The following is a 26,712-nucleotide window of genomic DNA, read 5'->3' as shown; positions in this document are numbered from 1 at the left end:
GCCGCAGCGCGCTGATGCGCGCTGGACTTCACCCTCCCCTATCGCCTGAAGGATCACTCGACATGAAGCCTTACCACTGGGAATCGCACCACGGGAATTTCGGCGACGACCTCAATCTCTGGCTCTGGGATTACCTTCTGCCGGGGCTCCGAGACAGCCACCCGGATGTTCTTCTGGTCGGCGTCGGCACCGTTCTCAATCCGGTCCTGCTGCCAACTGGCACCCGAAAGCTCGTGATCGGCAGCGGTTACGGCTACGGCATGCCACCTGATATCACCAACACCGCCGAATGGGATGTGCGCTGCGTTCGCGGACCGCTGACGGCTGCCAAGCTCAATCTGCCGACCGAGATGGGCATCGTCGATCCGGCGGTGATGGTCGCGGACATGCCGGAATTCCGCAATCAGCCGAAACGCTACAAGAAAACCTTTATCCCTCATTGGGAATCGGCAGAGTTCGGGATTTGGAAGCAGGCCTGCGAACCGGCCGGGCTGACCTATCTCGATCCCCGTGAAGAGGCGAAATCCGTCATCACGCGCATTGCGCAGTCGGAATTCATCGTAGCCGAATCCATGCACGGTGCCATTCTGGCAGATGCCTTCCGCGTGCCATGGGTTGCCGTCAGCACCTCCCGTTCCATCAACAACTTCAAATGGACCGATTGGGCAAGTTCCGTCGGGGCAACCTATGCGCCACGCTACGTACCGGTTTCCACGCGTGCTGAAGCCGTGCGCAAGCAATCGCGCTTCTGGGGATTGAAATTCCCCAACGCGCAGGAGAATGCGCCTGCGCCATATCCTGGGGCGGACACGGTGGCGACGCTATCGCGTCAGGCAACATCCGGCGGAAGCTTCCGATCCGTGGCAAAGCAGATGCTAGCCGCCCCCTCCACGCTTGCGCTCTGGCAGGCGAGCCGCGCAGAACCGCAGCTCTCCCCGGATGGGGCGCTGGAAGCGAAGAAGGAGCGCTTCATGCAGGTGATCGAAGGGGTTCGCCGGGACTATTTCTGAGCAACGGGCACCGCCGGCAGAAGATAGCGCAACTGACCCGCTGGCACCGGTGCCGGCGGGGCCTTTCGCGCCCGTGTCACGGCATCCAGTTTGTCCCCTAGCACACCTGATATGATCGCAGGCGCCGCATCGGGACGTCCCAGCATATGCAGGATCGCCGCAGGCTTGCCGCGTGACTTGCCGATATCGAGAAAATTCCTCAGTTCGTAGCGCGCCTTGATCTGGCGTTCGTGTCGCAGCACGGCCGCCGCCTGCTGGGCATCGAGCAGGCCTAGCGTTTCCCGAATGGCTTTTTCCGCCCGGTAAAGCCGGCCAAGATCTTCGGTACGATGGCGGCCGCTGAGCGAATTGGCACGCACCACCGCACCATAACCGCAATGATCGATGACCTTGTAACGCGCACCAAGCGCCAATGCCCTGAGATAAAGATCGTAATCCTCGCCGAGTCGCAGATCCTCATTGTAGCGCAGCGAATGCCGGAGCAGAAAATCCCGGCGAATGACGGGCTTGAGAAAGCCGATCTCACCACGCTGGGTGCCGCGCTTCGAGATATTGCCGTTGACGAAATCAATGAGTGACAATTGCCGTGTCCGCGGATGGAAGCGATCCGGTTGAACGCTCATGGAGGCATCGTGGTGGATGAAGCCGATATTGTCGGCGATCAGATCCCAGTTCGTTTCCTGCAGCATGGCCTCGAAGCGGCCTGGGAAAAAGAAATCGTCAGCGTCGAGAATGCTAATCAGCGGCGACGACGATGCCGCTATGGCCGCATTGCGAGCTGCAGATGGACCCCGATTGCGGTCGAAGCGGATCACCTTGACCCGGCCGGAGCCATCATCCAGAGCCCGTCCCACGTCAGCAGTGCCATCCGAGGAACCGTCATCCACGACAACCACTTCCCGGACAGGCGCTTCCGCAAGCGCGGATGCAATCGCCTTGCCGATCGTATCGGCCGCATCCTTGGCGGCAATGATAACGCATACGCCATCACCGGTCATTCCAGTCATCCCAGCCTCCGTTCCGTCGATTCTTTCCCCAATGCAAACCTAGGAAATTGACGAGGATATGGAAGATCTGAATTTGAATCGGAATTGACTATTTAGCGATCGCCGACCTTGAGGCTTGGCGCAGACGCCGGATGCGCCTCTTCCGAACGATTGGTTTCACGCGAGCGAGAAACGGCAGTCGCGTCGTCAGGATCAGCCTGTCGCAGGGCGTGTTCCCGTCTCACCAGGAAAACAACCGCAAGAAAATATCCAACCTGCAGGATGATGGCGCACAGGATCGTCTGAAGAACCGTACTCCAGAAAGAGCCGTACAGAAGGTAAGTGGAAATGGCAAAGACCACCAAAACCACCAGCATACTGAAAAGCGCACGCGGTGCGTACATCACAACCCTCCCGGACGCGTGGGCTTCGAAGTCATCACGGGAACATGTGCCTCTGGTCCGACGCTGCAGCCGGTAAGCTTTCTAAAGACTGCATCTATCCTATTAGCACATCGGCGTGGGTACCGGCCATAGAACTTTTCGTCATCAGGTTCGTTAGCCTGAAATTGTGATGACAGATTTAGGACGCATTTGACGCAACCAAAACGAGAATACGCATCGAAGTGCCACGGTAAGCCGCGAGCAGGGATCAAAATTTGTTACACAGAAGTTGCGGCGCCTGATGGCCTTCATTGCAGTGCAGCATGGTCATTGCAGTGCAGAAATATGATTAACTGACAGATATTAAGGTAACCAAACTGGGTTAAAGAAAGATTTCATACCTCTAATGCATTCAAGTGAAGTGCCATCTAAAACTGTAAAAGTCACGTCTTAGCTTGGAGAACGACCTGAAAATTTCCGAAATCAAACAGTAAAATTCGAAAAACCATTCGAAAAATTCTTTTATAGCATTGTCCCTCTAGCCTGCGAATGCCTGTGCAAACCCCTTTTGAAACGGTTGTACGGCTTTCGGTGCAAAAAAAGGACTGGCAACAAATTCAGAACACATAATTATAATCACATTCGCAAGCTCTAACGCGCCGCAAAGGCACCGACCATTCGCAACCAAAATGGAGTTCCCTCTATGAAGTCCGCGACACGATCGGCAAATTCGCCGTTTGATGCATCTGAAGAAATGCAGCTCGCCTTCCCAACCGGCGGGCTCGCCAAACGTGCATTCGATGTTACGACGGCAGTGGCAGCTCTCCTGGTGTTCAGTCCGCTTTTTTTGCTGATCCTGACACTCGTGAAGCTGACCGATCCCGGTCCCGCATTCTACGGACACCGCCGTGTCGGCCATAATGGCCGCTATTTCAAATGCCTGAAGTTCCGCACCATGATGGTGAACGGAGACGAGGTGCTACGCCGACACCTTCAGAATAACCCGGAAGCCGCCGAGGAATGGCGTACCACGCGCAAGCTGAAGAACGATCCGCGTGTAACAGCCGTTGGCAGCGTGTTGCGTAAGCTCAGCCTTGATGAACTGCCGCAGCTTCTGAACATTCTGCGTGGCGAGATGAGTGTGGTGGGACCGCGTCCGGTCGTCGATGATGAACTGACGCTCTACGATAACTTTGCCGTCTACTACCTGCAGACCCGCCCGGGCCTGACGGGCCTGTGGCAGATCAGTGGCCGCAACGATGTATCCTATGAAAGCCGTATCGCCTTCGATACCCACTATGTCCAGAACTGGTCGCTGATGACGGATGTCTCGATCATCCTGAAGACCATTCCGGCCGTTTGCCTTTCTCGTGGCAGCTACTGACGGCACGTCAGTCACCCTGTCACCGCTTCCCTTACAGGCATAGCACCCTATTTCGACGCAGGTTCATTCCCGGACAGGATGCAGGGCCTCCCGAGCCCGCCGCCTGTCCGTTGAATTCAGAGGTCATTCATGTCGAAAACACTGAAACGGCAGCATCGTAACCGGCAAGGCTTGCAGGTCACCGGACTGGTCCTCGCCCTCACGATGTTTGCGGGGCAGTCGGCGATGGCAGCCGATGACACCTACCGCCTGGGCGTCATGGACAAGGTGCGCATCCGCATCGCCGAATGGCAGCCCACGGATGGCACCATCCGCAACTGGGATGCACTTTCAGGGGATTATAGCATCGGGCCAGATGGCGGCGTTGCTCTCCCCTTCATCGGGGAGCTGAAGGCGGCCGGCAAGACGCCGGCGGAAATCGGCACTGAGATCGGCAAGCAGTTGCAGCAGCAGTTTGCCCTTCGCAATTTGCCTTCAGCGTCCGTTGAAGTCGCACAGTTCCGGCCGGTCTATCTGGCCGGCGATGTCCACACCCCCGGTGAATATCCCTTTTCACCGAACCTGACCGTCCTAAAGGCCGTCAGCCTTGCCGGTGGGCTCCGGCGCTCGGAATCCGGGCAGCGCTTCGCTCGCGATTTCATCAATGCCAAGGGCGACATGGCCGTCTATGATTCTCAGCGCGCCCGGCTGATTGCGCGGCACGCTCGCCTTCTGGCCGAAAACAACGGCAACGCTGACATCAAGATGCCCAAGGAACTGGAGCGGGTTCCGAATGCGGACGAGCTGATCCGTAGCGAAACGGCACTGATGAAGCAGCGCCGCGACCGTTACGAACTCCAGTTGAAGGCCTTGGCTGACCTGAAATCGCTTCTTCAGAGCGAAGTGGAATCGCTGAAGCGCAAGACGGACACGCAGACCCGGCAGCTGGAACTGGCGCAGGAAGATCGCGACAAGGTGAGCCGCCTCAGCGAACAGGGCCTGGCGCTCAGTACGCGTCTGCTCGACATCGAAAAGCGCACGGCGGAACTCCAATCGACGCTGCTTGATATCGACACCAATTCACTGCGTGCCAAGCAGCAGATCACGCAGGCACAGCAGGATGAGGTCAATCTTCGTAACGACTGGCAGGCGCAACGGGCCAAGGATCTCCAGGATACCGAGGCCGAGATGGAAAAGCTGAACCTGCAGATTTCCACCAGCCAGCAGCTTGTCGCGGAAGCTCTGGCACAATCTGCTGAAGCCCTGAAGTTCGACCCCAGCGGAAAGTCCGCCACGATCCATTACTCCATTGTGCGTGACGAGGGACAGGGGTCGAAGGAGATCGAAGCGAACGAGGCCACGCTGGTGCGGCCCGGCGACGTCGTGAAGGTTTCCTCGCAATTGCTGATGCAGTGAGGCGAACCATGAAGCTGGCAAAGGCTTCCTTCATCGACATGAACGTGAACGCGCCCTACGGCATCGTCGCCGTGGCGCTCTCGTTCTTTGTCTTTGCCTATTCCAGCCGCTTCGGTCAGGCCTCCATCCTGGTCTATTACGCCCTCTGGTTCCCGCTGGTGCTGCTCGATTATCGGCGGGTGCTGGGCAATTACATGCAGCTTCTCTGGCTGTTTGGTTTCGGCCTCTTCTGCTTCGTCTCCGTCTTCTGGTCGCCGGCGCCCTCGACGTCGCTGCGCGCAGCCCTCCAGTATCTGAGCCACATCATCTGCGCACTGATCGCCATGCGAACCATCAGCGTCTCGACGCTGACCCGCGGTGCGATCGCCGGCTGCACGCTCGTGCTTCTCTACTCCCTGCTGTTCGGTGTCTACTTCTTCGACCCGCTGGATGGCACCTACAGCTTCGTCGGCGCCTTCGCCTCCAAGAACCAGTTGGGCTTCTATGCCTCGCTCGGCCTTTTCTTCGCCTATGCGGGCGTGATGGTGCTGCGCCTCAACCTGTTCTGGATCGCAGGCGCGGGAGCGGCTTCTATCCTCTCCGCCTACAGCCTGTTTGCCTCACAGTCAGCCACATCGGTCATTACCACGCTCGGTATCATCGCGGGATGCATCGGTGTGCAGAGCCTCCTGCTGTTGAGACCCGGCGCGCGCAAGCTGATCTTCGCAGGCGGCCTCGTCTGCGTCATCATGGCAGCAGACGCGGCCTTGTCGCTGGGCGCCATGGATGCACTGCTCGGCGTTTTCGGCAAGGATTCGACGCTGACCGGCCGCACCTACCTTTGGCAACAGGGCATTGAAGCGGCGCGGCAGAACCCGGTCCTCGGGCTCGGCTACCAGGGTTATTGGGTTCAAGGTTTTGCCGATGCCGAACGCCTGTGGGAAGAGTTCTACATCGCCTCCCGCAGCGGCTTCCATTTCCACAACACCTATATCGAAGCCATGGTGGAAACGGGCATCGTCGGTACCGTCCTGCTTATCGCCGTGCTGCTGACCGGCTTCCTCGGCCACCTCAAGCGGTTACTGCATGATGCGAAAAACAAGGATTCACTCGTCCTCTTCGGCGTGCTGGCCCTGCTGCTGGTGAGATCCTTCGTGGAAATCGACATCATGCACCCTTACCATGTCGGCTCCTTCCTCCTGTATTTCTCGGCGGCCAAGCTGAGCTTGCGCTCAAGGGCGAGCATCCCGCTCAAACAGCGCGAACAGATCCGGCCAGCACCCGCACGTGATGAAGCGCGGTGGGCGGAGCAGCCGCTTCTCGGACCGATGCGGTTCTGACCGGAGATAAGGCATGAAGACCCTCTATGGCATCCAGTATCTTCGCGCTGTTGCAGCTTTGGCCGTCGTGCTGTTTCACTCAGCAGAAAGGGCTGGCGCGCATTTCAGCATCGGTGCCGCCGGTGTCGATGTCTTCTTCGTCGTCAGTGGCTTCATCATGGTTGTCATCAGCGAGAAGCGGCATCAGTCACCAGCAGCCTTTCTGAGGGATCGTTTGCTGCGCATCGCGCCCAGCTACTGGCTCGTCACCACCATCATGGTTGTCGGCGCGCTTGTCGGGCTATTCCCGAACCTGACGCTGAGCACGGCGCATCTGGTGGGCTCCTATCTGTTTTTACCAGTCCCCTCCCCCAATGGAGGCGCGCTCTGGCCGATTCTCGTTCAGGGATGGACGCTGAATTACGAGATGTTCTTCTATCTCGTCTTTGCCTCGACCCTGATGTTTGGGTTGAACAGGCGGCTTGCAGCACTGGCGATGGTTTTCGTTCTTCTGGCTGTGGCCGGCTTTTTCGTGACGCCCGCCAGCCCCGCACTCGTCTTCTACACCCGCCCGGTGATCCTGGAATTTCTCGCAGGCGCCCTTATCGCCCGGTTCTGGCTGCGGGGCATCATTCCTGGACCCGGCGCGGGCCTGATACTGGTCGCAGTCGGATTGTTGGCATTCGCCGGCATCTACGTCTGGCAACTGGACTTCAACACCTGGATCTGCGCACCGCTGGCCATCATGATGGTCACCGGCATGTTGGCCCTGGAAAAGGCTGGCCGCCTACCCATCTGGCGACCGCTCTCATACCTTGGCGACGCGTCCTATTCGATCTATCTCTGGCATACGCTGGCGATTTCCGTCGTGCTCAAGGCGGCCACCGCTTTTGCGCTGTCAGGCTGGGCGGGCATTTCTATTGCTGCATTGGCAGGTGTGGCACTCGGCATCGTGGCCTATGAGGGGATCGAGCGACCGCTCCAAGGCCTGGTCCGCCACGGCCGCTTCAGCTTTCGCGTGCTCGGCCGCGAGCCGGCGAAATAAGCCGGATTGCGGCCCGCAAACTCCACTTGACTCAGCCTTCCCAGGTCTGACCAAGAACCCGCAGCCAGTTGCCATGCGCGATCTTCGTCATAGCCTCCTCATCAAAGCCCCGAGCCTTTAGAGCTGCAACCAACTTGGGTAGACCGGCCGCATCCTTCAGGTCATCGGGCACAGTCGTGCCGTCGAAATCCGAACCGAGCCCCACATGATCGATGCCGATACGATCAGCGATATAGGCGACATGATCAGCCAGCAAATCCAGCGGCGTATCCGGATTCTTGATGCCGTCCTGACGCAGGAAGAGCACGCCGTAATTGATGCCGGCGAGCCCTCCCGTATCGCGGATCGCATCCAGTTGCCGGTCGGTGAGGTTACGGCTATGGCCGCAAAGTGCGTGCGCGTTGGAGTGGGAAGCCACCAACGGCGCCTTCGAAAGCTTGGCAATATCCCAGAATCCCTGCTCGTTCATGTGCGAAAGATCGATCATGATCTTCAGTTCATTGCAGGCGCGGATAAGATCCTCGCCGGCAGCTGTCAGACCGGGACCGATATCCGGCGTCGAGGGAAAGCGGAACGGAACGCCATAGGCAAACACGTTCGGGCGGCTCCAGACCGGGCCAAGCGTGCGCAAGCCCGCTTGATGCAGAACATAGAGCGCGTCGAGATCGGCGCCGACCGCCTCAGCACCTTCGATGTGCAGGACGGCTGCAAAGGCGCCGCGGCCCATCGCCTCGCGGATATCGGCAACATTCCGGCACACCTTCAAGGCGCCGTTTGCCTGCCGCTCGATATCGAACAGAAGCCGCGCCATAGCCAGCGTCTCATTCAGAGCCGATGGCTGGTCCGGCGCCAGGAAATCGCCATTGGCATCCTTGTTCATGCCCGGAGACGGGATGTAGATGGCGCAGAGACCGCCCGCCAGACCGCCAGCACGCGCACGCGGCAAATCGATATGGCCGCCTTCCTCCCCGTTCAGAAAGCCTTCGACCGCATCAGCGCGCCCCGAGCAGCGGATGCGCAGAAGCACGTCGTTATGGCCATCGAAAATCGGCAGGGGAGCATGGGAGGTCATTGATATATCCAGGAAGAGAATGAAGAGGAGAAAGGCATAAGGTGAGGCAGACGCCACGGCAAGGCAAATGCAAACAGCGCATGACAATTGTCCGAAACGGACTTGGTGCACGCTGAACCGGGCTGCTACAAGGCAAACCCGCGACGCGAGGGCGGCTTTCGCACGCAAACTTGGAATCAGCCGCTTGTGAGTGATGTGACGATGCCCGCCATGCTAAACTGGAGTGCGGCCGCTGAGGCCACCAAGAGCCTGACCGATCAATGGAAGGCGAACGAACCAGGCGGAGCCGTCATCGGTTTTGATGCAGAGGGTATCCGCTTTGCCCAATGCGGCGGCGTCGAAAACCTCAACACCCTAGCTCCCTTCAGTTGCCACAGCGTGGTACGCTACGCCTCGGTCACCAAGCACGCCTTCTGCGCCATGGTACTCGCGCACCCGGATCTCATCAGCCTCGAGGATCGGCTCGGCGATCATCTGCCGGAATTGCAGGAGCCGCTTGCAAGCGTAACCGTCGGTCGCGCGCTCGACATGAGCGGTGGCCTGCCGGATGTGCGCGAATGCCTGTCCCTGCTCGGCCTCTCCGTCTACACGGAAACGCAAGCGAAGGACCTTATGTCCTTTGTGGCACGCCAGACGCGGCTGAATTACCCGGCCGGCACGGAGATCTCCTATTCCAACACCGGCTATCGCCTGGTGGAGACGGTGTTGGAGCGCAAGGGCGCTTTCTTCCGCGACTTCATTCGTGAACTCGCCCATAGCGCGGATGCCAGTTTTGATGCACCCGATGTCTGGAACGATGCGGTTGCAGGCCTCGTGCCCGGCTATTGGCATACGGGTGAGAAATGGCAGCTCTCGGCGGCGGGCCTGCACATTTCCGCCTCCGGCAGCCTCACCGGCAGCGCCGAAAGCCTGACCAACTGGCTGCGAGCTTTGATGCGCGGCGAAGGCAGGCTCGCAGGCGTTCTGGAAAAGCTCTCTGCTAATCGACCCATGGCGGATGGCCGCATGAACGGTTATGGCCTCGGCATCCGCCAATCGCGTCTGGGGGACCGGCTGTTTCCAGGCCATGGGGGATCGCATCCCGGCTACAAGAGCTATTTCCTGCTCGACCCGGAAACCCAGTCCGGTTTCGTGGTCGTCTCCAACCGCGAGGATACGAACGGCTACCGTATCGCCCTTCTCGGCATGGCCGCGCTGCTCGATCTTCCCCTGCCCACCCCATCGACTGCCCTTCAGGACGGTCTTTATGTGAGCGAGAGCGGGCCGGACTGGCTTGAGGTGAAGGGCAGCGTCGTGACCTCCCTCGACGCAGATGAAACCGTGTATGAGGAAAGCAATGGCTGGGTCTCCTCCCAATCGGCCTCGCAGCCGGTTCGCTTGAAGATGGACGGCGACAACATCATCGGCGAAGTCGGCCATGCCCCGCGCCGCTACCTGCCCGTGACACCGCAAACGGAAACCATGCCGAATAGCCAGTGGGTTTCACCCGAGGGTGCGCGCTTCGATATTGAAGACGGCCATATCGTGATGGGTGTCGGCCCTGTGCGGCACCGGATGCCGTTGAAGCCGCTGGGGGATGGCCGCTACCTCTTCACGCTTTACGATGGCCCCTGGACCAAGCGCGTCTGCCTGCACCAGCTGAACGAAAACCGCCTGCAACTGGTGCTGAACCGCGCCCGGATGATCGAATATTTCAGCCGCTGAGTTTTGCATTTCAGCGATGGAAGCCCTACAGGACATGCCACTATCCTGTTCGGAGCGGCTATCGTGGAAGTCAAATGGCTTGAGGATTTTCTGGCGCTTGCCGGCACCTCGAATTTTTCCCGCGCGGCGGAAGAGCGGCATGTCACGCAGTCCGCCTTCAGCCGCCGCATCAAGCAACTGGAAGCCTGGGTGGGCGCCAGCCTCATCGACCGCGCCACCTATCCCTCCCGGCTAACCGAGGCCGGCGAACGTTTCGTGCCCGTCGCGGAGCAAGCGCTTCATGCGCTCTATCAGGCGCGTCGCAGCCTGCAGCAGGAAGAAGGCAAGGACGCCCGCCGCGTCACGCTGACGGCCCTCCATACGCTCTCCTTCACCTTCTTCCCCGACTGGTTGAACGGCTTAAACAGAGCGGTCGGGCCGCTGGTCTCCCAATTGAGACCCGACTCCGGCAGCATGGAGGAAAACCTGAATTCGCTGGTGGACGGTCATTCGGATTTCCTGCTGACCTACCAGCATGGAAGCGTGCCCATGCTGCTGGACAGCCAGTTTGAGTACCGGACAATGGGCCGGGAAAACATCGTACCCGTCAGCTGCGCCGATCAAAACGGCAGCCCGCACCACCGCATCGAACCCGGCTTTGCCCATGTCAGCTACCAGAAGTCTTCCTTCTTCGGGCAGTTGATCGCAGGGGCGTTAGGGGAAAGGCTGCCGCTGGATGAGCGGGTGCATGTGGGCAGCATGTCAGTCGGCTTGAAAGCCATGGCGGCGGCCGGCTGGGGTCTCGCCTGGGTACCGGAAAGTCTCGTGAAGGCGGAACTGGCATCCGGCGCACTGGCCCGTGCCGGCGGCGCCGAATGGGACATCGAGGTGGAGATCCGGCTCTATCGCTCCCGCGACAACAACCGGACCATCGTCAAACGCATATGGTCAGAGCTACCCGGTTAGATCGCCGTCTTGCGGGCGTTTTCCATATAAAGCGCGCGCAACCGCTTGAAGATCGGGCCGGGTGTGCCGTCACCAACCGGCTTGCCATCAATGCTGGTGATCGGCACGACGAAATTGGATGCGCTGGTCAGGCAGGCCTCCTGGGCAGATATGGCTTCCTCGACGCTGAACGGGCGCTCCTCGACAACCAGCCCCGCTTCTTCGGCCAGTTGCAGCACGGCAAGCCGCGTGCAGCCGGGCAGGATGGCATTCGAATTGCCACGAGTGACGATGCGGCCATCTGCCGTCACAATGTAAGCCGTGGATGACGCACCCTCGGTAATGAAGCCGTCTTCCACCATCCAGGCTTCGTCGCAACCGGCGGCCTTTGCGGTACGCTTCGCCAGCACTTGCGGCAGCAGGCAAACGGACTTGATGTCGCGTCGCTCCCAGCGCTGGTCGGGCACGATCTTGACCTTCAGCCCCTTCTCCACCGCGGCCACATGCTCCAGTGTCTTCGCCTGCGTGAACATCACAAGCGTCGGCTCCAGATCGTCCGAATAGAAGAAATTCCGGTCTTCCGCACCGCGCGTATATTGCAGGTAGACCAGACCTTCCTGGATGTTGTTTTCTACGATCAGCCGCTTTTCGGCGGCCACGATCTCATCCGTCGAAACAGGCAGATGACCGCCGATCTCACGCACACTGCGTTCCAGCCGCGCCATGTGGAGAGCACTATCGATCAGCTTGCCCTCGAGAACGGCCGTCACCTCATAAATGCCATCCCCGAACAGGAAGCCGCGATCGAAGATGGAAATATGGGCTTCGTGTTCCGGCAGGAAGGCGCCGTTCAGGTAGACGATACGGGTCATGAGGTTACTCCGAGGGAAAAACGCGCGTCAGCGCAGTAAGGGAGATGGATTCAACGCGGGAGGGACGACCGGTCGCGGCATTATAACCCTCCGTCGTTTCTGCCATGGTGAGGGAATTCAGGATTGCCTCCTCCGTTGCCTCGATCACCGCGTCGAACAGCGGCGAGACGGCATCGTTGGAAAGCGATGGCGTGAGTGTCAGCCCCTTGCGCCGCTCCGGTGTGCGCCGCACGGCCTCGGCTGTGGAGAAGGCAAGCGCGTAATCACCGGACCCGTTGCTGAGGGCGGCACCGGTGCGGGCAAGCCCGCCAAAGGCACGATTGGCAAGGCGCTTGAGATTGCGCGAAGACAGAGGCGCATCCGTCGCGACAATAATGACGATGGAGCCATCAACATCATGCTCGGCAAGCGAGGCATAGTCTCGCCCGTCGATCTTGAGATGACCGCCGTAATTGGACTGCACCAGAACACCGACGCGATAGGTTTCCTTGGCGACGACTACCTCCCGCGAACTGGTTCCAATGCCGCCCTTCAGACCGAAAGCAACCGTGCCGGTGCCGGCGCCGACCGCCCCCTCTGTCACAGGGCCTTCGGATGCGGTTTCAATCGCAGTTGCGATTTCATCGACCGTCGGGCGGGCAGCACGGATATCATTGAGGCGGCTGTCATTCGTCTCGCCCACCACCGCATTCAGCGAGACGACCTTTTCATTGCCCGGCTGGGAAATTGTATAGTGATTGATGGCCTCGATTGCGCGACCGACCGCCAACGTGTTGGTCAGCACGACAGGCGTTTCGAGTTCGCCCAGTTCCTCGATCTGCGTGGCACCGGCAAATTTTCCGTAGCCGTTGAACACGGCAAGGGCTACCGGAACCTTGTCCTGAAACAGGTTGCCGCCATGAGGCAGGATGGCGGTCGCGCCGGTGCGTGTCCGCTCACCTTCGAAGCAGACGACATGGCCGACGCGAACGCCCGAAACGTCAGTGATCGCATTCAACGGACCGGGCGGGTAGACCCCGATCCTGATGCCCAAATCTCTCAACCGCCTGCCGCCTGTCATCGCCGCATACCCATCCGCATATCTTCAGGCGCGGACCTTACTGTGCCTGCGCCGGAAAGAGGACAAGAAAAACGGAATAGTTTCAGACCGGCTTTGCAACGCTCACAAGGGGCCGTGCTGAATACGCGGCAGAACATAGCGCGAGAAGAGATCGGCCTCACGCGCATGCGGATAACCCGACAGGATGAAAGCCTCCACCCCCTCGCGCTGATAGGCGGCGAGCTTTGCGAGCACCTGATCCGGATCGCCGACGATGGCGGCGCCGCAGCCGGAGCGGGCGCGACCAATGCCGGTCCAGAGGTTGTCTTCCACATAGCCTTCATGGCCGGATTGTTCGCGCAATTCTGCCTGACGGCGGACACCCACCGACTGGCTGTCCAGCGACTTGGCCCGGATGGCAGCACCGGCCGCATCGTCCAGCTTCGACAAAAGCCGGTCGGCAGCCTCGCGGGCCTCCGCCTCCGTCTCGCGCACCACCACATGAACACGGTAGCCGAAGCGTAGCGAACGCCCGCGTTTGTCGGCACGGGCTTTAAGATCCGCAATGATGTCGCGGACGGCTTCCATGCGGTCGGGCCACATCAGATAGACATCCGCCCCTTCCGCCGCCGCTTCGCGGGCATCTTCGGAGAGGCCACCGAAATAGAATTTCGGGCTGACACCCGAGACGGGCCGAATGCGCGGCGGATCGATCTTCAGCTTCCAGAACGTGCCGTCATGGTCGACTGGCTGGCCGTTAAGGAGCGTGCGCAAGATCGACATCGCCTCGATGGTGCGCTGGTAGCGAGGCCCACTCGCCAAAACCTCGCCGGGCATTTCGCTGGAAATGATGTTCACAGCCAGCCGCCCCTTGGCGATCTGATCGATGGTCGCGATCTGACGCGCCAGCTGCGCGGGCCAATTTTCGCCGATGCGCACCGCCATCAACAGCTTGATCTTCGATGTTAGCGCTGCGATCGCTGAGGCAAAAGCAGTGGTGTCGATGCCAAGAGAATAGCCTGACGGCAGCAGGATATTGTCGAAGCCGCCACTTTCTGCCTGCAGCACGATGTCGCGACAGTGTTCAAAACTGGATTGAAGCTTGGAATCCGGAACTCCGAGGAACTCGTAATCGTCATCACACAGCGCAGAAAACCACGCAATCTCACAGGCACCGGTCATCAAGATCTCCCATCCCAGCACGTTCGTAGCTATCAGCCGCATAGCCTGCCGGAAAGGATCGTCCTTCCACAGAACGGCGACTTTGTAGAAGGCTTTTCGAAACAACCGCCTCCTCGCGATTGCAGCGCCATGTTTTAGCTGCGAATTGTAAACTGCACCCGGTCCGCCGGGAAGCGCGTGACCGCATATTGAATGGGAACACCGTCTGCATCCGTGTTCAGCGCCTTGGTGACCAGTACGATCGAACCGGGGGTCAGCCCCATCTGCGCCACATCATCAGGCTCGGCATGCACCGCCGAGATTTCGGTGACGTCGCGCAGATAATCCGGGACCCCGAGCAGCGCGAGCGCCTTGGTGATCGATTCGGTTGCGCGAAAAGCCTCGTCGATTCCCCGAAAGCGATCCGCTGGAAACCAGGCGGTGGAGCGGGACAAGGCGCGCCCGTCCGCCTGCCGCATGGCATCGATCCGGATCACCCGCGTCCCCACCTCTAGCTTCAGCCAGCTGCAAAGGTCCGCACTGGCAACTTCCTCCTCCGAACCCAGAAGATACCCACGGATATCCCGCGCTTGGTCGCCGATACCCTGCGTAAATCGTGTGCGCCGACCGATGGGGAAAGCGAACTTGTCACGACGCTCGATCAGAGTTCCCCGTCCTTGGACGGCGCGCACGATACCCTCCTGGGCCAAGGCGGAAATAGCCGCCCGCACGGTATGTCTGTTAACCCCGAATTCTTCCGCCAGCTGTGTTTCTGGCGGAACCATACCGCTGGCCTCGTAAAAACCCTCGGCAATATTCGCCCGAATGCGGTCCGCAATCTGCCGCCACAGGGCCACGCCCTTCTGTCTCTGCATGTCCGCCCGTCACACGCTTGTCACGCCACGGGTCTAATCATACAGTTAATTGTACGGTTGTCTATATAAATAGACATTCTATTGAAAATCTCGAGGTGAAGCATGGAAGCAGCCACCACACATCATCAGGCAGAGCCCCCTGCCCGCAAGCGCGTTCTGGATCTCCTGGCGCGGGCGACACGCACGGACATGGAAACCGTCTTCAACGCCTTGGTCACCAAACCCAATCACGAGCGCCTGCGCGGACCCGAAACCGGCCTCGTGATGGTGCGCGGGCGCATGGGCGGCGGCGGCGCGGCGTTCAACCTCGGCGAGGCGACCGTAACCCGCGCCACCATCCGCTTCACGGACGGAACCGTTGGACACAGCTATCGGCTCGGCACCGACAAGCGGGCAGCGGAACTGGCAGCCATTTTCGATGCACTCTGGCAGCAGGACTCAACCCATCAGCTGGTGGAAGACAAGTTGCTGAAGCCTGTGGAGGAGAAGCTTTCGGCAGAGCAGACAAAACGCGCCGCCCAGACGGCCGCCACGAAGGTGGAATTCTTCACCATGGTTCGCGGAGAAGACTGATGCAGATCCACGAAACGAGCCTGACCGGCGGCTTTACCAATCCGGTTCTCGATTCCCAGAATGTCTTTCGCACTGTCATGAACTGCATGGCGCAGCCCGGCACCATCGGCGAAGTCGCGATGGGCGTTGAACCGCCCGCCCCGCTCGGTGCCGCCGCTGGTGCCGTGATGCTGACGCTTTGCGACCACGACACAGCCGTCTGGCTTGGGCCGCACCTTCTTACCCCCGGCATCACCGGCTGGCTGGGCTTTCACTGCGGCGCGCCGCTGACCAAGGAAAAGACGGAGGCAAAGTTTGCCTTCGCCCATCACAAGGCACCACTGCCGTCGCTGATGTCCTTTGCGCAGGGCACGCTGGAATATCCGGATCGCTCGACGACGCTGGTCATCGAGGTGGAAGCGCTGGACGGCGGACCAACCCTGGAACTGAAGGGCCCGGGCATCCGCACGACCGCGCTGCTTTCGCCGAAGGGATTGCCGGAACATGTCCTGAAGCAATGGGCGAAAAACGGCCAGATCTTTCCGCAGGGCGTGGATGTGATCCTGACTGCTGGCCACCGCCTCGCCGCCCTGCCCCGCACCTGCAAGATTTCGCTAAAGGAGGCGTGAGCCATGTACGTTGCCGTCAAGGGTGGCGAGACAGCCATCGCCAATGCCCACCGCCTGCTGGCAGACCGCCGTCGCGGCGATCGCAACCTGCCCGCCATCACCATCGAACAGCTGATCGAACAGCTCGGTCTCGGCGTCGACCGCGTCATGGCGGAAGCCTCACTGTTCGATCGCTCGCTTGCAGCCCTTGCCCTCAAGCAGTCGCGCGGCGATATGATCGAAGCGATCTTCCTGCTGCGCGCCTACCGCACCACGCTGCCGCGCTTCGGCACATCGAAGCCTGTCGAAACAGGCAGTATGCAGGTGGAGCGGCGTGTTTCCGCGACTTACAAGGACCTGCCGGGTGGCCAGCTTCTTGGCCCAACCTTCGACTACACCCACCGCCTGTTGGACCCCTCACTGCTGGAAGACGGCATGGTCGACCAAGCGGTGGAACGCCCGGGCACCCCCGACCATGTCATGCGAGTCTCCGATATTCTCGATGGTGAAGGTCTGATCGAGCCGGATGGCGAAATGCCCGAGGATCATGTGGCAGGTGACCTGACGCGGGAGCCCATGGAATTTCCCATGCAGCGGGATCTGCGCCTGCAGGCCTTGGCACGCGGTGATGAAGGCTTTCTGCTGGCGCTCGCCTATTCTACCCAGCGCGGCTATGGCCGCACGCATCCCTTTGTCGGCGAAATTCGCATGGGGCTGGTCGAGGTGGAGCTCGAGGTGCCGGAACTCGGCTTCACCGTCTCGCTCGGAGAAATCCGCGTCACCGAATGCCAGATGGTCAACCAGTTCAAGGGTTCGGCGAAAGCTCCGCCGCAATTTACCCGTGGCTACGGCCTCGTCTTCGGCCAGAGCGAGCGCAAGGCCATGGCAATGTCGCTGGTCGACCGTGCGCTGCGCGCCGATGAATTCGGCGAAGACCGTCTGGCGCCCGCACAGGACGAAGAATTTGTCATCTCCCACTGCGACAATGTGCAGGCAACCGGCTTCGTCGAGCATCTGAAGCTGCCGCATTACGTGGATTTCCAGGCCGAACTTGATCTTGTTCGGCGCATGCGCGCCCGCCATGCCGCCGAGATGAACCGTGATATCGACAAGGAGGCCGCAGAATGAGCGAGCTTGCCGCCTATAACTTCGCCTATCTGGACGAACAGACCAAGCGCATGATCCGCCGCGCCATCCTGAAGGCGATCGCCATCCCCGGCTATCAGGTGCCCTTCGCCAGCCGCGAAATGCCGATGCCCTATGGCTGGGGCACCGGTGGCGTGCAGGTCACGGCCTCGATCATCGGCCCGGACGATGTGCTGAAGGTCATCGACCAGGGGGCTGATGACACGACCAATGCCGTTTCCATCCGTGCCTTCTTCCAGAAGGTGGCGGAGGTCGCGGTCACCACCCATACCGGCGAAGCCACCATCATCCAGACCCGCCATCGCATCCCCGAGGAAACGCTGAAAGAAGGTCAGGTGCTGGTCTATCAGGTACCGATCCCGGAGCCGCTGCGTTTCCTGGAGCCGCGCGAGACCGAAACGCGCAAGATGCATGCGCTGGAAGAATACGGTCTCATGCATGTGAAGCTCTACGAAGACATCGCCCGCCACGGCCGCATCGCCACGACCTATGCCTATCCGGTGAAGGTGCATGGCCGCTACGTGATGGACCCCTCTCCCACCCCGAAATTCGACAATCCCAAAATGCATCGCTCGGAAGCGCTGCAGCTGTTCGGCGCCGGTCGCGAAAAGCGCATCTATGCCGTTCCCCCGCATACTGATGTGGTGAGCCTGGACTTCGAGGATCATCCCTTCGAGATCCAGACCTTCGACAAGCCCTGCGCGCTGTGCGGTGCAAACCACGTCTACTTGGACGAGATCGTTCTCGATGACGGCGGCAAGCGCATGTTCGTCTGCTCCGACACCGATTTCTGCGAAACCCGCCGCGCCGAAGGCCATACCGGCGAGATGCTGGCGCCCAGTCAGGAGGCTGCGGAATGAGCGATCTACCGCTTCTGAAGGTCAACAACCTCTCGAAATTCTACGGCAGCCGCATCGGCTGCAAGGATGTCAGCTTCGAACTCTGGCCGGGCGAAGTGCTGGCCATCGTCGGCGAGTCCGGTTCCGGCAAGACGACACTGCTGAACTGCCTCTCAACGCGGCTGCTTCCGTCTACGGGCAGCGTCACCTATCGCATGCGCGACGAGACCTACCGCGATCTCTACCACATGAACGAGGCGGAACGCCGTTTCCTGATGCGCACCGACTGGGGTTTTGTCCATCAGAACCCGGCGGATGGCCTGCGCATGTCGGTGTCTGCCGGCGCCAATGTCGGCGAGCGGTTGATGGCGGTCGGGGATCGGAATTATGGCCGCATCCGTCAGACGGCGGCAGACTGGCTGAGCCGCGTCGAAATTGCAGAAGACCGTATCGACGACCAGCCACGGTCCTTTTCGGGCGGCATGCGCCAACGCCTGCAGATTGCCCGCAATCTGGTTACGTCTCCCCGTCTCGTCTTCATGGACGAGCCGACCGGCGGCCTCGATGTGTCCGTGCAGGCCCGCCTGCTCGACCTCCTGCGCGGACTGGTGAACGACCTCGGCCTTGCCGCCATTGTCGTCACCCATGACCTCGCCGTCGCACGCCTTCTCTCTCACCGCATGATGGTGATGAAGGATGGCCATGTCATCGAGCAGGGTCTGACCGACCGCGTGCTGGACGACCCCCGCGAGCGCTACACGCAGTTGCTCGTTTCCTCGATACTTCAGGTCTGAGGCACCCATGGCCACCCCACTCATCGTCTCCGAAGTTTCCAAGAGCTTCATCATGCATCTGCGCGGCAGCCTCGTGCTGCCTGTTGTCTCCAACGTCTCCTTCTCCGTCGCCAGCGGCGAATGCGTGGTGCTGGGCGGGCCGTCCGGCATCGGCAAGAGCTCGATCCTCAAAATGCTCTACGGCAATTACGGCGTCGACACCGGACAGATCCTGCTCGACCACGACGGCCGCATGGTGGATATCGCGAGCTCCCATCCACGTCTCGTGCTGGAAGTGCGCCGCCGCACGCTGGGTTACGTCAGTCAATTCTTACGTACTGTTCCCCGTGTCGCGACGCTGGACGTGGTTGCAGAACCGCTGATCTCGCGTGGTGTCTCGACAGAAGAAGCCCATGAACGGGCGTCCGACCTTCTGGCGCGCCTCAACCTGCCAAAGGATCTCTGGCAGTTGCCGCCCGCCACTTTCTCTGGTGGCGAGCAACAGCGCGTCAACATCGCCCGTGGCTTCATCACGGATCATACAGTGCTTCTGCTGGATGAGCCGACCGCCTCGCTCGATGCCGCCAACCGCGCCGTGGTGGTGGAGATGATCGGCGCTAAGAAGGAAAAGGGTGTCGGCCTGCTCGGCATCTTCCACGACGAGGAAGTGCGTGAAGCGGTTGCCGATCGCATTCTCGATGTCCGCCAGTTCTCGCCGCGCGGGGTGGCCGCATGAGCCGCAAGCTTGGCCTCACGCCCTACATCCACGAAAGCGCACGCGTAGCCAACAGCAGGCTCGGCATCTACACGGAAGTCTCCGAACGCTGCCGCCTGGATGAGGTGGAGATGGGCGACTACTCCTACATCATGCAAGATGGCGCCGTCTGGTGCGCCACCATCGGCAAATTTGCCAATATCGCGGCGGCCGTTCGCATCAACGCCACCAACCACCCCACCTGGCGGGCGACGCTGCACCACTTCACCTATCGCGCCGCCGATTACTTCGAAGGCGCCGAGAACGATCACGACTTCTTCGAATGGCGGCGCGACAATCGCGTCACCATCGGCCACGATGTCTGGATCGGCCATGGCGCCACTATCCTGCCCGGCGTCAGCGTGGGAGATGGAGCCGTCATCGGGGCAGGCGCCGTGGTTTCCAAGGATGTGGCACCCTACACCATCGTCGGCGGCGTACCCGCAAAATTCATTCGCGAGCGCTTCCCATCGACTGTTGCTGAGCGCATGCAGAAGCTTTGCTGGTGGGATTGGGATCACGACCGGCTGTTTGCAGCACTGGAAGATTTCCGCACGCTCGATGCCGAAATGTTTCTGTCCAAATATGAGAAATAAGCAATGTAAAACATGACGTTATAACGTTTCACAATTCTTAAACAAATCTTACATCCACGTTTTATAAACGCTGTGTAGCAGGTCGATTGGACGGCAAGACAATAACAGCGGAGGGACCGCGATGCGCCTCAAACTACAAGACCTCACCCGGCAGTTCGGCAAGAAGACGGCAGTGGATGCAGTAACGGTCGATATCGCGCCGGGGCAGATGGTGGGCGTTATCGGTCGTTCCGGCGCGGGCAAATCCACCCTTCTGCGCATGATCAATCGTCTCGCGGACCCGACCTCCGGCAGCATTCATTTCGGCGATGTCGAAGTCTCCTCGCTGCGTGGCAGCGCACTGCGCCATTGGCGGCGCGATTGCGCGATGATCTTCCAGCAGTTCAACCTCGTGCCGCGCCTTGATGTGATGACCAATGTTCTGCTGGGCCGTCTCGACCATCGCTCGACGCTGGCAAGCATCCTCAACCTATTCACCCGTGAAGAGCGACTGCTCGCCATCGCCGCCCTCGAGCGTCTCGGCATCGAGCAAACGGCGTTGCAGCCTGCTGGCACATTATCCGGCGGCCAGCAACAGCGCGTCGCCATCGCCCGCGCACTCATGCAGCGCCCGAAGATGCTGCTGGCGGATGAGCCGATCGCCTCGCTCGATCCTCTGAACGCAAAGATCGTGATGGACTCGCTGCGCGACATCAACCGCAACGAAGGCATCACGGTTCTGACCAACCTGCACACGCTGGATACGGCCCGCACCTATTGCGAACGTATTATTGGCATGTCGCAGGGCCGCGTCGTCTTCGACGGCACGCCGGATGAACTGACGGCGGACGCGGTCCATCAGATTTACGGTGTCGGCGATGCATCAACCTTCGATGAAGGGATGACCTCGACCAGCATCACAGTGCCTCAGCCCACGGCTGAACATACTGGCATCCACCCATCTTCAGGCGTCCGATCGCTTGCCACTGTCTGATCGCGCGGCGCCAACGAGATCGCCCATCAAAAGGCGAAACACCCCAAGGCACCTTCCGGACGATCCGGAAAACCCAGGAGACCCACATGCTGAAGAAGATCTTGCTTGCCACGGCGGCTGTCATGTCGCTGTCCAACATCGCCTCTGCTGCCGATATGAAGGAATTCCGCATCGGTATCCTCGGCGGCGAAAACGAAGCCGACCGCCTGCGCAACTACGCATGCCTTGCCGACAACCTGAAAAAGGAATTCGGCTTCGAGAAGGTTTCGCTGTTCCCGGCTGCCGACTATGACGGCGTCATTCAGGGTCTCCTCGGCGGCACGCTCGATTTCGCGGAACTCGGTGCTGCAGGCTATGCCGGCACCTATATCAAGGATCCTAAGGCTGTGACGCCGATCCTGACCACGCAGCAGAAGGACGGCTCGACCGGTTACTACTCGATCGGTCTCGCCCGCAAGGATTCCGGCATCAAGTCGATCGCCGACGCCAAGGGCAAGACGCTCGGCTACGCCGATCCGGACTCCACCTCCGGCTACCTCGTCCCGCTGACGCAGATCCCGAAGACGACGGGCATGCCGAACGACCAGTACTTCGCGAAGACGCAGTTCAACGGCGGTCACGAGAACAACCTGCTCGCCGCCTATGACGGCAAGGTCGACATTGCCGTTGATGACTCCTCCGGTATCGGCGATTTCAAGGATGGCTTCACGTCCGGCACCTTCCACAAGGTCGTTGCCAAGGGCACCGTTGACCCGAACAAGCTGGTTGAAGTCTGGCGTTCGCCGCTGATCCCGAACGGCCCGCTCGTCGTTCGCACAGCGCTCGGCAATGAGTGGCAGACGAAGATCACCGACTTCTTCATGAAGCTGCCGAAGACCGATGCCAAGTGCTTCGCGGCCATCGAAGGCGGCGACTACACCGGTTACGTTCCGGTCAAGCACGAGTTTTACCAGGCCATCATCGACGTTCGCAAGAAGGCGATCGGCGGCTGATTTTTCAGCTTGAAATCAAGATCGGGGCGATCGGTGTGATCGCCCCTTTCCGTTGCATGATCCGGTAATTCTGACGCGCGGAAAACACCGAGAATACGCGCCGATTGCCGCCTATCTGACTGGACGAGAAGATGACCTTCCAGAGCAAACCGGAAACCGCCTCGGACGTGGCTCCGGCCACTGTCGCAATCGTTGACGCTTGGGAGAAGCTGGCCGCTCGCCGCCGCTTCTACACCATCCTTGGCCTTGCCATCCTGTTTGCCGCCTTCGTCGCTTCCGTCCGCTTTGCAGATGAGAGCAATGCCGGCCACTTCTTCGATCGCCTGCCGCATCTGTTCGACTTCATGAGCTGGCTGATCCCGAAGGATTGGAACGATGTCTGGCGGGCACTGCTGGGATTGCCGAGCCCCAATGATCGCGGCGGCGAGGAATATAATTTCACCGTAGGTCGCGTGCCGCTCTGGGGCGGACTCTATATCCCGAACTACATCGAGTTGATGATTGTCACCATCAACATCGCGCTGATCTCAACGTTGGTCGGCTTTGTCATTGCGGTGCCGCTCAGTTTCCTGGCAGCGCGCAACCTGGCGCCTTCCAATCCACTGCGCATCCTGGTGAAGCGGCTGATGGAGTTCCTGCGTGCCTTTCCGGAGATCGTCATTGCCGGCCTGTTTTCCGCAGTCCTCTCCATCGGTCCGGCGGCTGCGATCATTGCGATTACGCTTCATACGATAGGAGCGGTCGGAAAATTGTTCTTCGAGGTGATCGAGAACATCGACATGAAGCCGGATGAAGGCATGACGGCCGTCGGTGGCAACTGGCTGGAGCGCGTGCGCTTTGGAGCGCTGCCGCAAGTGTTGCCGAATTTCACCTCCTATGCATTGCTGCGTCTGGAGATCAACGTGCGTGCCTCCACCATTATCGGCGCGGTCGGCGGCGGCGGCATCGGCGAGGCCTTGAAGCTCTCCATTTCTCGCGGATTCGGCGCCAAGACCATGGCGCTGGTGCTGCTGCTGTTTGTGACGATCGTGGTCGTCGACCAGGTGTCGGCGGCAATGCGCCGCCGTCTGGTCGGCGAAGCCGCCTTCGTTCCGGTTCATTGAGGTACGACCATGACCGCTCTCGACGCAAATACCTTCCGCGATCTGGAAACCCGTCACGCCCATCTTCTGCACCGCTCCTTCAAGCAGCGCTTCGGCGGGTTGATGGTGCTCGGCGGCATTCTTCTCTACTGCATCTATTCCGCCTGGTTCTTCGATCTGCCGAAGCTGGTAGCGGAAGGCCATTGGGAGCGCCTTGGCATTTATCTGCGCCAATGGATCAGCTACGACGTTCAGCCCGTCTTCCGCATCGGCTCGGACGGCAAGATTGCCACCCGCTATCCCCGCTTCAATCCTCTCGGTGATGATCCCAAGCCCGACTGGGTTCGCGCCAATAGCGACGGCAGCGTTCTGGTCGAAGTGTCCGGTAGCAAATCCGTCCGCATCGCGCCCACCCAGGTGGATGTCACCGCCTATGGCATGACGACCCCGGTGCGGCTGGTGGGCGAGAATGCCAAGGTGGACGGCGCCCTGCCCGGCTGGATGTCCGCCTATGAGGATACCATCTCGGTCGATCTCGGCTTTTCCGGAGATGTCAGCATTTCCGGCGACCAGGTAAAAGTGCGCAAGCGCTTCCTGGGCTGGCCGAATTTCATCTTCGACACGCACTCGCCCTTCTTCGACAAGCCGTTCGGCGAAGTGCTCCAGCTCATCGTATCCGGTGAGCGTCTCGACAAGAGCCAGTCGAACCTGTCGCTCGCCTTCGACAATTTCTGGAATAATTCCGCCTGGCAGCATGGCGATATCTGGGTGAAGCTCTTCCAGACAATCGTCATGGCCTTTCTCGGCACGCTGCTGGGCGCCGTGTTCGCCTTCCCGACAGCCTTTCTCGCCGCCCGCAACATGACCTCGAGCAGTCTCGTCAATCAGGTCGTAAAGCGCTTCTTCGATTTCCTGCGCTCGGTCGACATGCTGATCTGGGCGCTCTTCCTCACCCGTGCCTTTGGCCCTGGGCCGCTCGCTGGCAGTGGTGCAATCTTCCTCACAGAATGGGGAACGCTCGGAAAGCTCTATGCGGAAGGCCTGGAGAATGTCGACAACAAGCCGCGTGAAGGTATTCAGTCCACCGGCGCCTCCACCGTGCTGACCCATCGCTATGGCGTGATGCCGCAGGTCATGCCCGTCATCGTCGGCCAGACGCTCTATCAGTGGGAATCGAACGTCCGCGGCGCCACCATCATCGGCGCGGTCGGCGCCGGTGGGATCGGCCTCAAGCTGTGGGAAGCCATGCGCACCAACGCCAACTGGGCGAATGTCTGCTACATGGTGCTGCTGATCCTTGTTGTCGTCTTCCTGTTCGACATGGCCTCCAGCGCGCTCCGGTCCCGCCTGATCGGCGATCGGAGCCGCTAAGGAATACGGTCTGCGCATCATTTGCGTGATGCGCAGACTTTCACCCGGCGAGAGAATCGCCCCTTATGCCGACAGGCAAGTTTCTGAAATGGTCACTGACATGATGCCCGAACTCATTCTCTCCAACGCCCGCATCGTCCTCGACGACGAGATCATGCATGGCAGCGTCAAGATCGCTGACGGCAAGATTGCAGACATTGCCGAAGGGCAAAGCGCAATTGGCGAGGATTTCGGCGGCGACTACCTGATTCCGGGCCTTGTCGAACTGCACACGGACCATCTGGAGCAGCACTATTCCCCGCGCCCCGGCGTGCGCTGGAACAAGATTTCCGCCATTCAGGCCCACGATGCCCAGGTCGTTACATCAGGCATCACAACCGTTTTCGATTGCCTGCGTATGGGATCGGACGAGGATGGCGGCTTCGAAAAGGGTGAAATGCGCGATATGGCGGATGCCATCCAGCTCGCCGAGCGGGAAGATCGCTTGCGCGCCCAGCATTTGCTGCACCTGCGCTGCGAAGTGGCATCTAATAACGTACTCGACCATTTCGCCGATTTCGCCGAAGACCCGCATGTCCGTCTTGTTTCGCTGATGGACCATTCGCCGGGTCAGCGGCAGTTCCAGACCATGGACCAGTATACGCTGTACTACAAAACCAAGCGGGGCCTGACCGACGAGGCCTTTGCGCGGTTTGTCGAAAGCAGGCTGGCCTTGTCACAACAGTACTCCTCCATCCATCGGGATACCCTGGCATCCATTTGCGCTGAACGAGGCATCACAGTCGCCAGCCACGACGATGCGACCCTCGAACACGTCGAGGAGGCAAAGGGCCATGGTGTCCGGCTCGCAGAATTCCCCACAAGCCTCCATGCGGCGGAAGCCTCCCATTCGGCCGGCATGAGCGTGCTGATGGGCGCTCCGAATGTGGTTCGCGGCAAATCCCATTCCGGCAACATTGCTGCGCGGGACCTTGCCGAGCGCGGCGTTCTCGACGTGCTGTCTTCGGATTATGTGCCGCTCAGCCTGCTGCACGCACCCTTCGTTTTGGCAGATGATTTCGAGGCCATCTCACTCCCGAAGGCGCTGGCCATGGTCACGTCAACACCGGCAAGGACAGTCGGCCTTGACGATCGCGGTCGCATTGCCGTTGGCCTTCGCGCCGACCTTGTGCGCGTTCGCCGTCATCAAGACGTGCCTGTCGTCCGCTCCGTGTGGCGTGAAGGTCGCCGGGTGGCGTGACGCTGATGTCGAACGCCATCGAGAACATGCCAGGCATGATGGTCGTCGTGGTTGGACCGAGCGGCGTCGGCAAGGACAGCCTGCTCGCCATTGCCCGAGAACACTTCGCCAATCGCCCAGACGTACATTTCGTCCGCCGCGCGATTACACGCCCCACCGATGCCGGTGGGGAAGATCACCATGCCGTTTCAGAGGCAGAATTCGAGAGTATTCTCCTCGGCGGAGGTTTTGCCGTCCACTGGCATGCGCATGGGTTGCGCTATGGTATTCCGAAAGAGGCGACAGACTGGCTGGCGGCTGGTGATCTTGTGATCGCCAATGGTTCTCGTTCGGTGCTTCCGCTCTTTGCTGCAACCTTCTCCAAGCTCACAGTTATCAATATCACCGCAACACCCGAAGTCCTGGCCGCGCGGTTACGCGCCCGTGGCCGGGAGACCGAAGCGGAGATCGGTGCACGGCTTCGGCGGAGCGAAGACGTGGCGCTGCCTGAGAACCTCGCCTGCATCACCATAGACAATAGTGGAGCGTTGGGGGATGCAGGTCGGCGATTAATCGAGGTTGTTGAGGAGGTAAAGGAAGGTTTTGCCAGGTGATGGCTAAAGCCGTGTGGCGCGGGAGGGGATATATTTCTGCTGGTG

At 60.2% G+C, this 26,712-nt stretch carries 27 protein-coding genes; 20 read left to right on the top strand and 7 right to left on the bottom strand.

From position 1 onward, the window contains the following. The first annotated feature begins 62 nt into the window (after positions 1-62). The gene (locus Q2T52_RS19000) at positions 63-1,010 is read left to right on the top strand and encodes a polysaccharide pyruvyl transferase family protein (protein ID WP_302078408.1); all 948 of its coding nucleotides are present in this window, start codon (positions 63-65) and stop codon (positions 1,008-1,010) included. Here Q2T52_RS19000 and Q2T52_RS18995 read toward each other — a convergent pair. Then, complete coding sequence (locus Q2T52_RS18995) at positions 1,001-2,017, bottom strand: glycosyltransferase family 2 protein (RefSeq protein ID WP_302078407.1); 1,017 nt, start codon at positions 2,015-2,017, stop codon at positions 1,001-1,003. The two genes, Q2T52_RS19000 and Q2T52_RS18995, sit on opposite strands and share 10 nt — an antisense overlap. Before the next feature lie 92 nt (positions 2,018-2,109). Next, positions 2,110-2,400, bottom strand: coding sequence for an exopolysaccharide production repressor protein (locus Q2T52_RS18990; protein WP_302078406.1), 291 nt, complete (start codon positions 2,398-2,400; stop codon positions 2,110-2,112). A 682-nt stretch (positions 2,401-3,082) separates the two neighbouring features. On the opposite strand from Q2T52_RS18990, the gene Q2T52_RS18985 reads away from it, so the two are divergent. The 4 genes from Q2T52_RS18985 (at position 3,083) to Q2T52_RS18970 (ending at position 7,501) form a co-directional block, all read left to right on the top strand. Further along, positions 3,083-3,763, top strand: coding sequence for a sugar transferase (locus Q2T52_RS18985; protein ID WP_302078405.1), 681 nt, complete (start codon positions 3,083-3,085; stop codon positions 3,761-3,763). A gap of 129 nt (positions 3,764-3,892) precedes the next feature. After that, entirely contained in the window at positions 3,893-5,158 is a 1,266-nt protein-coding gene (locus Q2T52_RS18980; protein WP_436799557.1) for a polysaccharide biosynthesis/export family protein, read from the top strand. A gap of 8 nt (positions 5,159-5,166) precedes the next feature. Then, entirely contained in the window at positions 5,167-6,477 is a 1,311-nt protein-coding gene (locus tag Q2T52_RS18975; RefSeq protein WP_302078404.1) for an O-antigen ligase family protein, read from the top strand. 13 nt (positions 6,478-6,490) lie between these two features. Beyond that, complete coding sequence (locus Q2T52_RS18970; protein WP_302078403.1) at positions 6,491-7,501, top strand: acyltransferase family protein; 1,011 nt, start codon at positions 6,491-6,493, stop codon at positions 7,499-7,501. A gap of 31 nt (positions 7,502-7,532) precedes the next feature. Here Q2T52_RS18970 and Q2T52_RS18965 read toward each other — a convergent pair whose 3' ends face one another. After that, positions 7,533-8,573, bottom strand: a complete 1,041-nt coding sequence (locus Q2T52_RS18965; RefSeq protein ID WP_302078402.1) for a dipeptidase — start codon at positions 8,571-8,573, stop codon at positions 7,533-7,535. A gap of 201 nt (positions 8,574-8,774) precedes the next feature. On the opposite strand from Q2T52_RS18965, the gene Q2T52_RS18960 reads away from it, so the two are divergent. Beyond that, positions 8,775-10,277, top strand: a complete 1,503-nt coding sequence (locus Q2T52_RS18960; protein WP_302078565.1) for a serine hydrolase domain-containing protein — start codon at positions 8,775-8,777, stop codon at positions 10,275-10,277. Between the two features lie 63 nt (positions 10,278-10,340). Continuing rightward, on the top strand, positions 10,341-11,222 hold the full coding sequence (locus Q2T52_RS18955; RefSeq protein WP_302078401.1) for a LysR family transcriptional regulator: 882 nt from the start codon (positions 10,341-10,343) through the stop codon (positions 11,220-11,222). Here the strand turns inward: Q2T52_RS18955 and Q2T52_RS18950 are convergent. The 4 genes from Q2T52_RS18950 to phnF form a co-directional block, all read right to left on the bottom strand. Further along, positions 11,219-12,073 (bottom strand): D-amino-acid transaminase, encoded by an 855-nt coding sequence (locus tag Q2T52_RS18950; protein ID WP_302078400.1) that lies wholly within the window; start codon positions 12,071-12,073, stop codon positions 11,219-11,221. The two genes, Q2T52_RS18955 and Q2T52_RS18950, sit on opposite strands and share 4 nt — an antisense overlap. A gap of 4 nt (positions 12,074-12,077) precedes the next feature. Beyond that, positions 12,078-13,133, bottom strand: coding sequence for a DmpA family aminopeptidase (locus Q2T52_RS18945; RefSeq protein WP_367187337.1), 1,056 nt, complete (start codon positions 13,131-13,133; stop codon positions 12,078-12,080). A gap of 102 nt (positions 13,134-13,235) precedes the next feature. Then, complete coding sequence (locus Q2T52_RS18940; protein ID WP_302078398.1) at positions 13,236-14,294, bottom strand: LLM class flavin-dependent oxidoreductase; 1,059 nt, start codon at positions 14,292-14,294, stop codon at positions 13,236-13,238. 134 nt (positions 14,295-14,428) lie between these two features. Next, positions 14,429-15,148, bottom strand: a complete 720-nt coding sequence (gene phnF, locus Q2T52_RS18935) for a phosphonate metabolism transcriptional regulator PhnF (RefSeq protein ID WP_302078397.1) — start codon at positions 15,146-15,148, stop codon at positions 14,429-14,431. A gap of 102 nt (positions 15,149-15,250) precedes the next feature. On the opposite strand from phnF, the gene phnG reads away from it, so the two are divergent. The 13 genes from phnG (at position 15,251) to phnN (ending at position 26,667) form a co-directional block, all read left to right on the top strand. Next, positions 15,251-15,721 (top strand): phosphonate C-P lyase system protein PhnG, encoded by a 471-nt coding sequence (gene phnG / locus Q2T52_RS18930; RefSeq protein ID WP_302078396.1) that lies wholly within the window; start codon positions 15,251-15,253, stop codon positions 15,719-15,721. Then, a complete protein-coding gene (gene phnH, locus Q2T52_RS18925) occupies positions 15,721-16,329 on the top strand; it encodes a phosphonate C-P lyase system protein PhnH (RefSeq protein ID WP_302078395.1) in 609 nt (202 codons plus the stop codon). Before phnG ends, phnH begins: the two co-directional genes overlap by 1 nt. A 3-nt stretch (positions 16,330-16,332) precedes the next feature. Further along, the gene (locus Q2T52_RS18920) at positions 16,333-17,436 is read left to right on the top strand and encodes a carbon-phosphorus lyase complex subunit (protein ID WP_302078394.1); all 1,104 of its coding nucleotides are present in this window, start codon (positions 16,333-16,335) and stop codon (positions 17,434-17,436) included. Continuing rightward, positions 17,433-18,314 carry an alpha-D-ribose 1-methylphosphonate 5-phosphate C-P-lyase PhnJ gene (locus Q2T52_RS18915; RefSeq protein ID WP_302078393.1) on the top strand — a complete coding sequence of 294 codons (882 nt, stop codon included), beginning with the start codon at positions 17,433-17,435 and terminating at the stop codon, positions 18,312-18,314. Before Q2T52_RS18920 ends, Q2T52_RS18915 begins: the two co-directional genes overlap by 4 nt. Continuing rightward, positions 18,311-19,087, top strand: coding sequence for a phosphonate C-P lyase system protein PhnK (gene phnK / locus Q2T52_RS18910; RefSeq protein ID WP_302078392.1), 777 nt, complete (start codon positions 18,311-18,313; stop codon positions 19,085-19,087). Before Q2T52_RS18915 ends, phnK begins: the two co-directional genes overlap by 4 nt. A gap of 7 nt (positions 19,088-19,094) precedes the next feature. Further along, a complete protein-coding gene (phnL, locus tag Q2T52_RS18905) occupies positions 19,095-19,802 on the top strand; it encodes a phosphonate C-P lyase system protein PhnL (protein ID WP_302078391.1) in 708 nt (235 codons plus the stop codon). Then, positions 19,799-20,416: a DapH/DapD/GlmU-related protein gene (locus tag Q2T52_RS18900; protein WP_302078390.1), complete on the top strand. Its 618-nt coding sequence runs from the start codon at positions 19,799-19,801 to the stop codon at positions 20,414-20,416. The genes phnL and Q2T52_RS18900 overlap by 4 nt, the downstream gene beginning before the upstream one ends. 121 nt (positions 20,417-20,537) lie before the next feature. Further along, entirely contained in the window at positions 20,538-21,389 is an 852-nt protein-coding gene (phnC, locus tag Q2T52_RS18895) for a phosphonate ABC transporter ATP-binding protein (RefSeq protein WP_302078389.1), read from the top strand. An 86-nt stretch (positions 21,390-21,475) separates the two neighbouring features. Next, entirely contained in the window at positions 21,476-22,381 is a 906-nt protein-coding gene (gene phnD / locus Q2T52_RS18890) for a phosphonate ABC transporter substrate-binding protein (RefSeq protein WP_302078388.1), read from the top strand. Between the two features lie 131 nt (positions 22,382-22,512). Beyond that, positions 22,513-23,484: a phosphonate ABC transporter, permease protein PhnE gene (gene phnE, locus Q2T52_RS18885; protein WP_302078387.1), complete on the top strand. Its 972-nt coding sequence runs from the start codon at positions 22,513-22,515 to the stop codon at positions 23,482-23,484. A gap of 9 nt (positions 23,485-23,493) precedes the next feature. Then, complete coding sequence (gene phnE, locus Q2T52_RS18880) at positions 23,494-24,834, top strand: phosphonate ABC transporter, permease protein PhnE (RefSeq protein ID WP_302078386.1); 1,341 nt, start codon at positions 23,494-23,496, stop codon at positions 24,832-24,834. 100 nt (positions 24,835-24,934) lie between these two features. Further along, positions 24,935-26,074, top strand: coding sequence for an alpha-D-ribose 1-methylphosphonate 5-triphosphate diphosphatase (locus Q2T52_RS18875; RefSeq protein WP_302078385.1), 1,140 nt, complete (start codon positions 24,935-24,937; stop codon positions 26,072-26,074). 5 nt (positions 26,075-26,079) lie between these two features. Next, entirely contained in the window at positions 26,080-26,667 is a 588-nt protein-coding gene (gene phnN, locus Q2T52_RS18870) for a phosphonate metabolism protein/1,5-bisphosphokinase (PRPP-forming) PhnN (RefSeq protein ID WP_302078384.1), read from the top strand. Positions 26,668-26,712 lie beyond the last annotated feature (45 nt).

It is taken from the genome of Rhizobium oryzicola, from assembly GCF_030504645.1.
GTDB lineage: Bacteria > Pseudomonadota > Alphaproteobacteria > Rhizobiales > Rhizobiaceae > Neorhizobium > Neorhizobium oryzicola.
The sequence above is the reverse complement of the archived record's forward strand: the minus strand, read 5'-3'. Positions and strand labels throughout refer to the sequence as shown.

Bases quoted from the DNA above. Each gene is read 5' to 3' on its own strand.
- Q2T52_RS19000 (WP_302078408.1), top strand. From the start codon at position 63: ATGAAGCCTTACCACTGGGAATCGCACCACGGGAATTTCGGCGACGAC.
- Q2T52_RS18995 (WP_302078407.1), bottom strand. From the start codon at position 2,017: ATGACTGGAATGACCGGTGATGGCGTATGCGTTATCATTGCCGCCAAG.
- Q2T52_RS18990 (WP_302078406.1), bottom strand. From the start codon at position 2,400: ATGTACGCACCGCGTGCGCTTTTCAGTATGCTGGTGGTTTTGGTGGTC.
- Q2T52_RS18985 (WP_302078405.1), top strand. From the start codon at position 3,083: ATGAAGTCCGCGACACGATCGGCAAATTCGCCGTTTGATGCATCTGAA.
- Q2T52_RS18980 (WP_436799557.1), top strand. From the start codon at position 3,893: ATGTCGAAAACACTGAAACGGCAGCATCGTAACCGGCAAGGCTTGCAG.
- Q2T52_RS18975 (WP_302078404.1), top strand. From the start codon at position 5,167: ATGAAGCTGGCAAAGGCTTCCTTCATCGACATGAACGTGAACGCGCCC.
- Q2T52_RS18970 (WP_302078403.1), top strand. From the start codon at position 6,491: ATGAAGACCCTCTATGGCATCCAGTATCTTCGCGCTGTTGCAGCTTTG.
- Q2T52_RS18965 (WP_302078402.1), bottom strand. From the start codon at position 8,573: ATGACCTCCCATGCTCCCCTGCCGATTTTCGATGGCCATAACGACGTG.
- Q2T52_RS18960 (WP_302078565.1), top strand. From the start codon at position 8,775: ATGCCCGCCATGCTAAACTGGAGTGCGGCCGCTGAGGCCACCAAGAGC.
- Q2T52_RS18950 (WP_302078400.1), bottom strand. From the start codon at position 12,073: ATGACCCGTATCGTCTACCTGAACGGCGCCTTCCTGCCGGAACACGAA.
- Q2T52_RS18945 (WP_367187337.1), bottom strand. From the start codon at position 13,133: ATGACAGGCGGCAGGCGGTTGAGAGATTTGGGCATCAGGATCGGGGTC.
- Q2T52_RS18940 (WP_302078398.1), bottom strand. From the start codon at position 14,294: ATGACCGGTGCCTGTGAGATTGCGTGGTTTTCTGCGCTGTGTGATGAC.
- phnF (WP_302078397.1), bottom strand. From the start codon at position 15,148: ATGCAGAGACAGAAGGGCGTGGCCCTGTGGCGGCAGATTGCGGACCGC.
- phnG (WP_302078396.1), top strand. From the start codon at position 15,251: ATGGAAGCAGCCACCACACATCATCAGGCAGAGCCCCCTGCCCGCAAG.
- phnH (WP_302078395.1), top strand. From the start codon at position 15,721: ATGCAGATCCACGAAACGAGCCTGACCGGCGGCTTTACCAATCCGGTT.
- Q2T52_RS18920 (WP_302078394.1), top strand. From the start codon at position 16,333: ATGTACGTTGCCGTCAAGGGTGGCGAGACAGCCATCGCCAATGCCCAC.
- Q2T52_RS18915 (WP_302078393.1), top strand. From the start codon at position 17,433: ATGAGCGAGCTTGCCGCCTATAACTTCGCCTATCTGGACGAACAGACC.
- phnK (WP_302078392.1), top strand. From the start codon at position 18,311: ATGAGCGATCTACCGCTTCTGAAGGTCAACAACCTCTCGAAATTCTAC.
- phnL (WP_302078391.1), top strand. From the start codon at position 19,095: ATGGCCACCCCACTCATCGTCTCCGAAGTTTCCAAGAGCTTCATCATG.
- Q2T52_RS18900 (WP_302078390.1), top strand. From the start codon at position 19,799: ATGAGCCGCAAGCTTGGCCTCACGCCCTACATCCACGAAAGCGCACGC.
- phnC (WP_302078389.1), top strand. From the start codon at position 20,538: ATGCGCCTCAAACTACAAGACCTCACCCGGCAGTTCGGCAAGAAGACG.
- phnD (WP_302078388.1), top strand. From the start codon at position 21,476: ATGCTGAAGAAGATCTTGCTTGCCACGGCGGCTGTCATGTCGCTGTCC.
- phnE (WP_302078387.1), top strand. From the start codon at position 22,513: ATGACCTTCCAGAGCAAACCGGAAACCGCCTCGGACGTGGCTCCGGCC.
- phnE (WP_302078386.1), top strand. From the start codon at position 23,494: ATGACCGCTCTCGACGCAAATACCTTCCGCGATCTGGAAACCCGTCAC.
- Q2T52_RS18875 (WP_302078385.1), top strand. From the start codon at position 24,935: ATGATGCCCGAACTCATTCTCTCCAACGCCCGCATCGTCCTCGACGAC.
- phnN (WP_302078384.1), top strand. From the start codon at position 26,080: ATGTCGAACGCCATCGAGAACATGCCAGGCATGATGGTCGTCGTGGTT.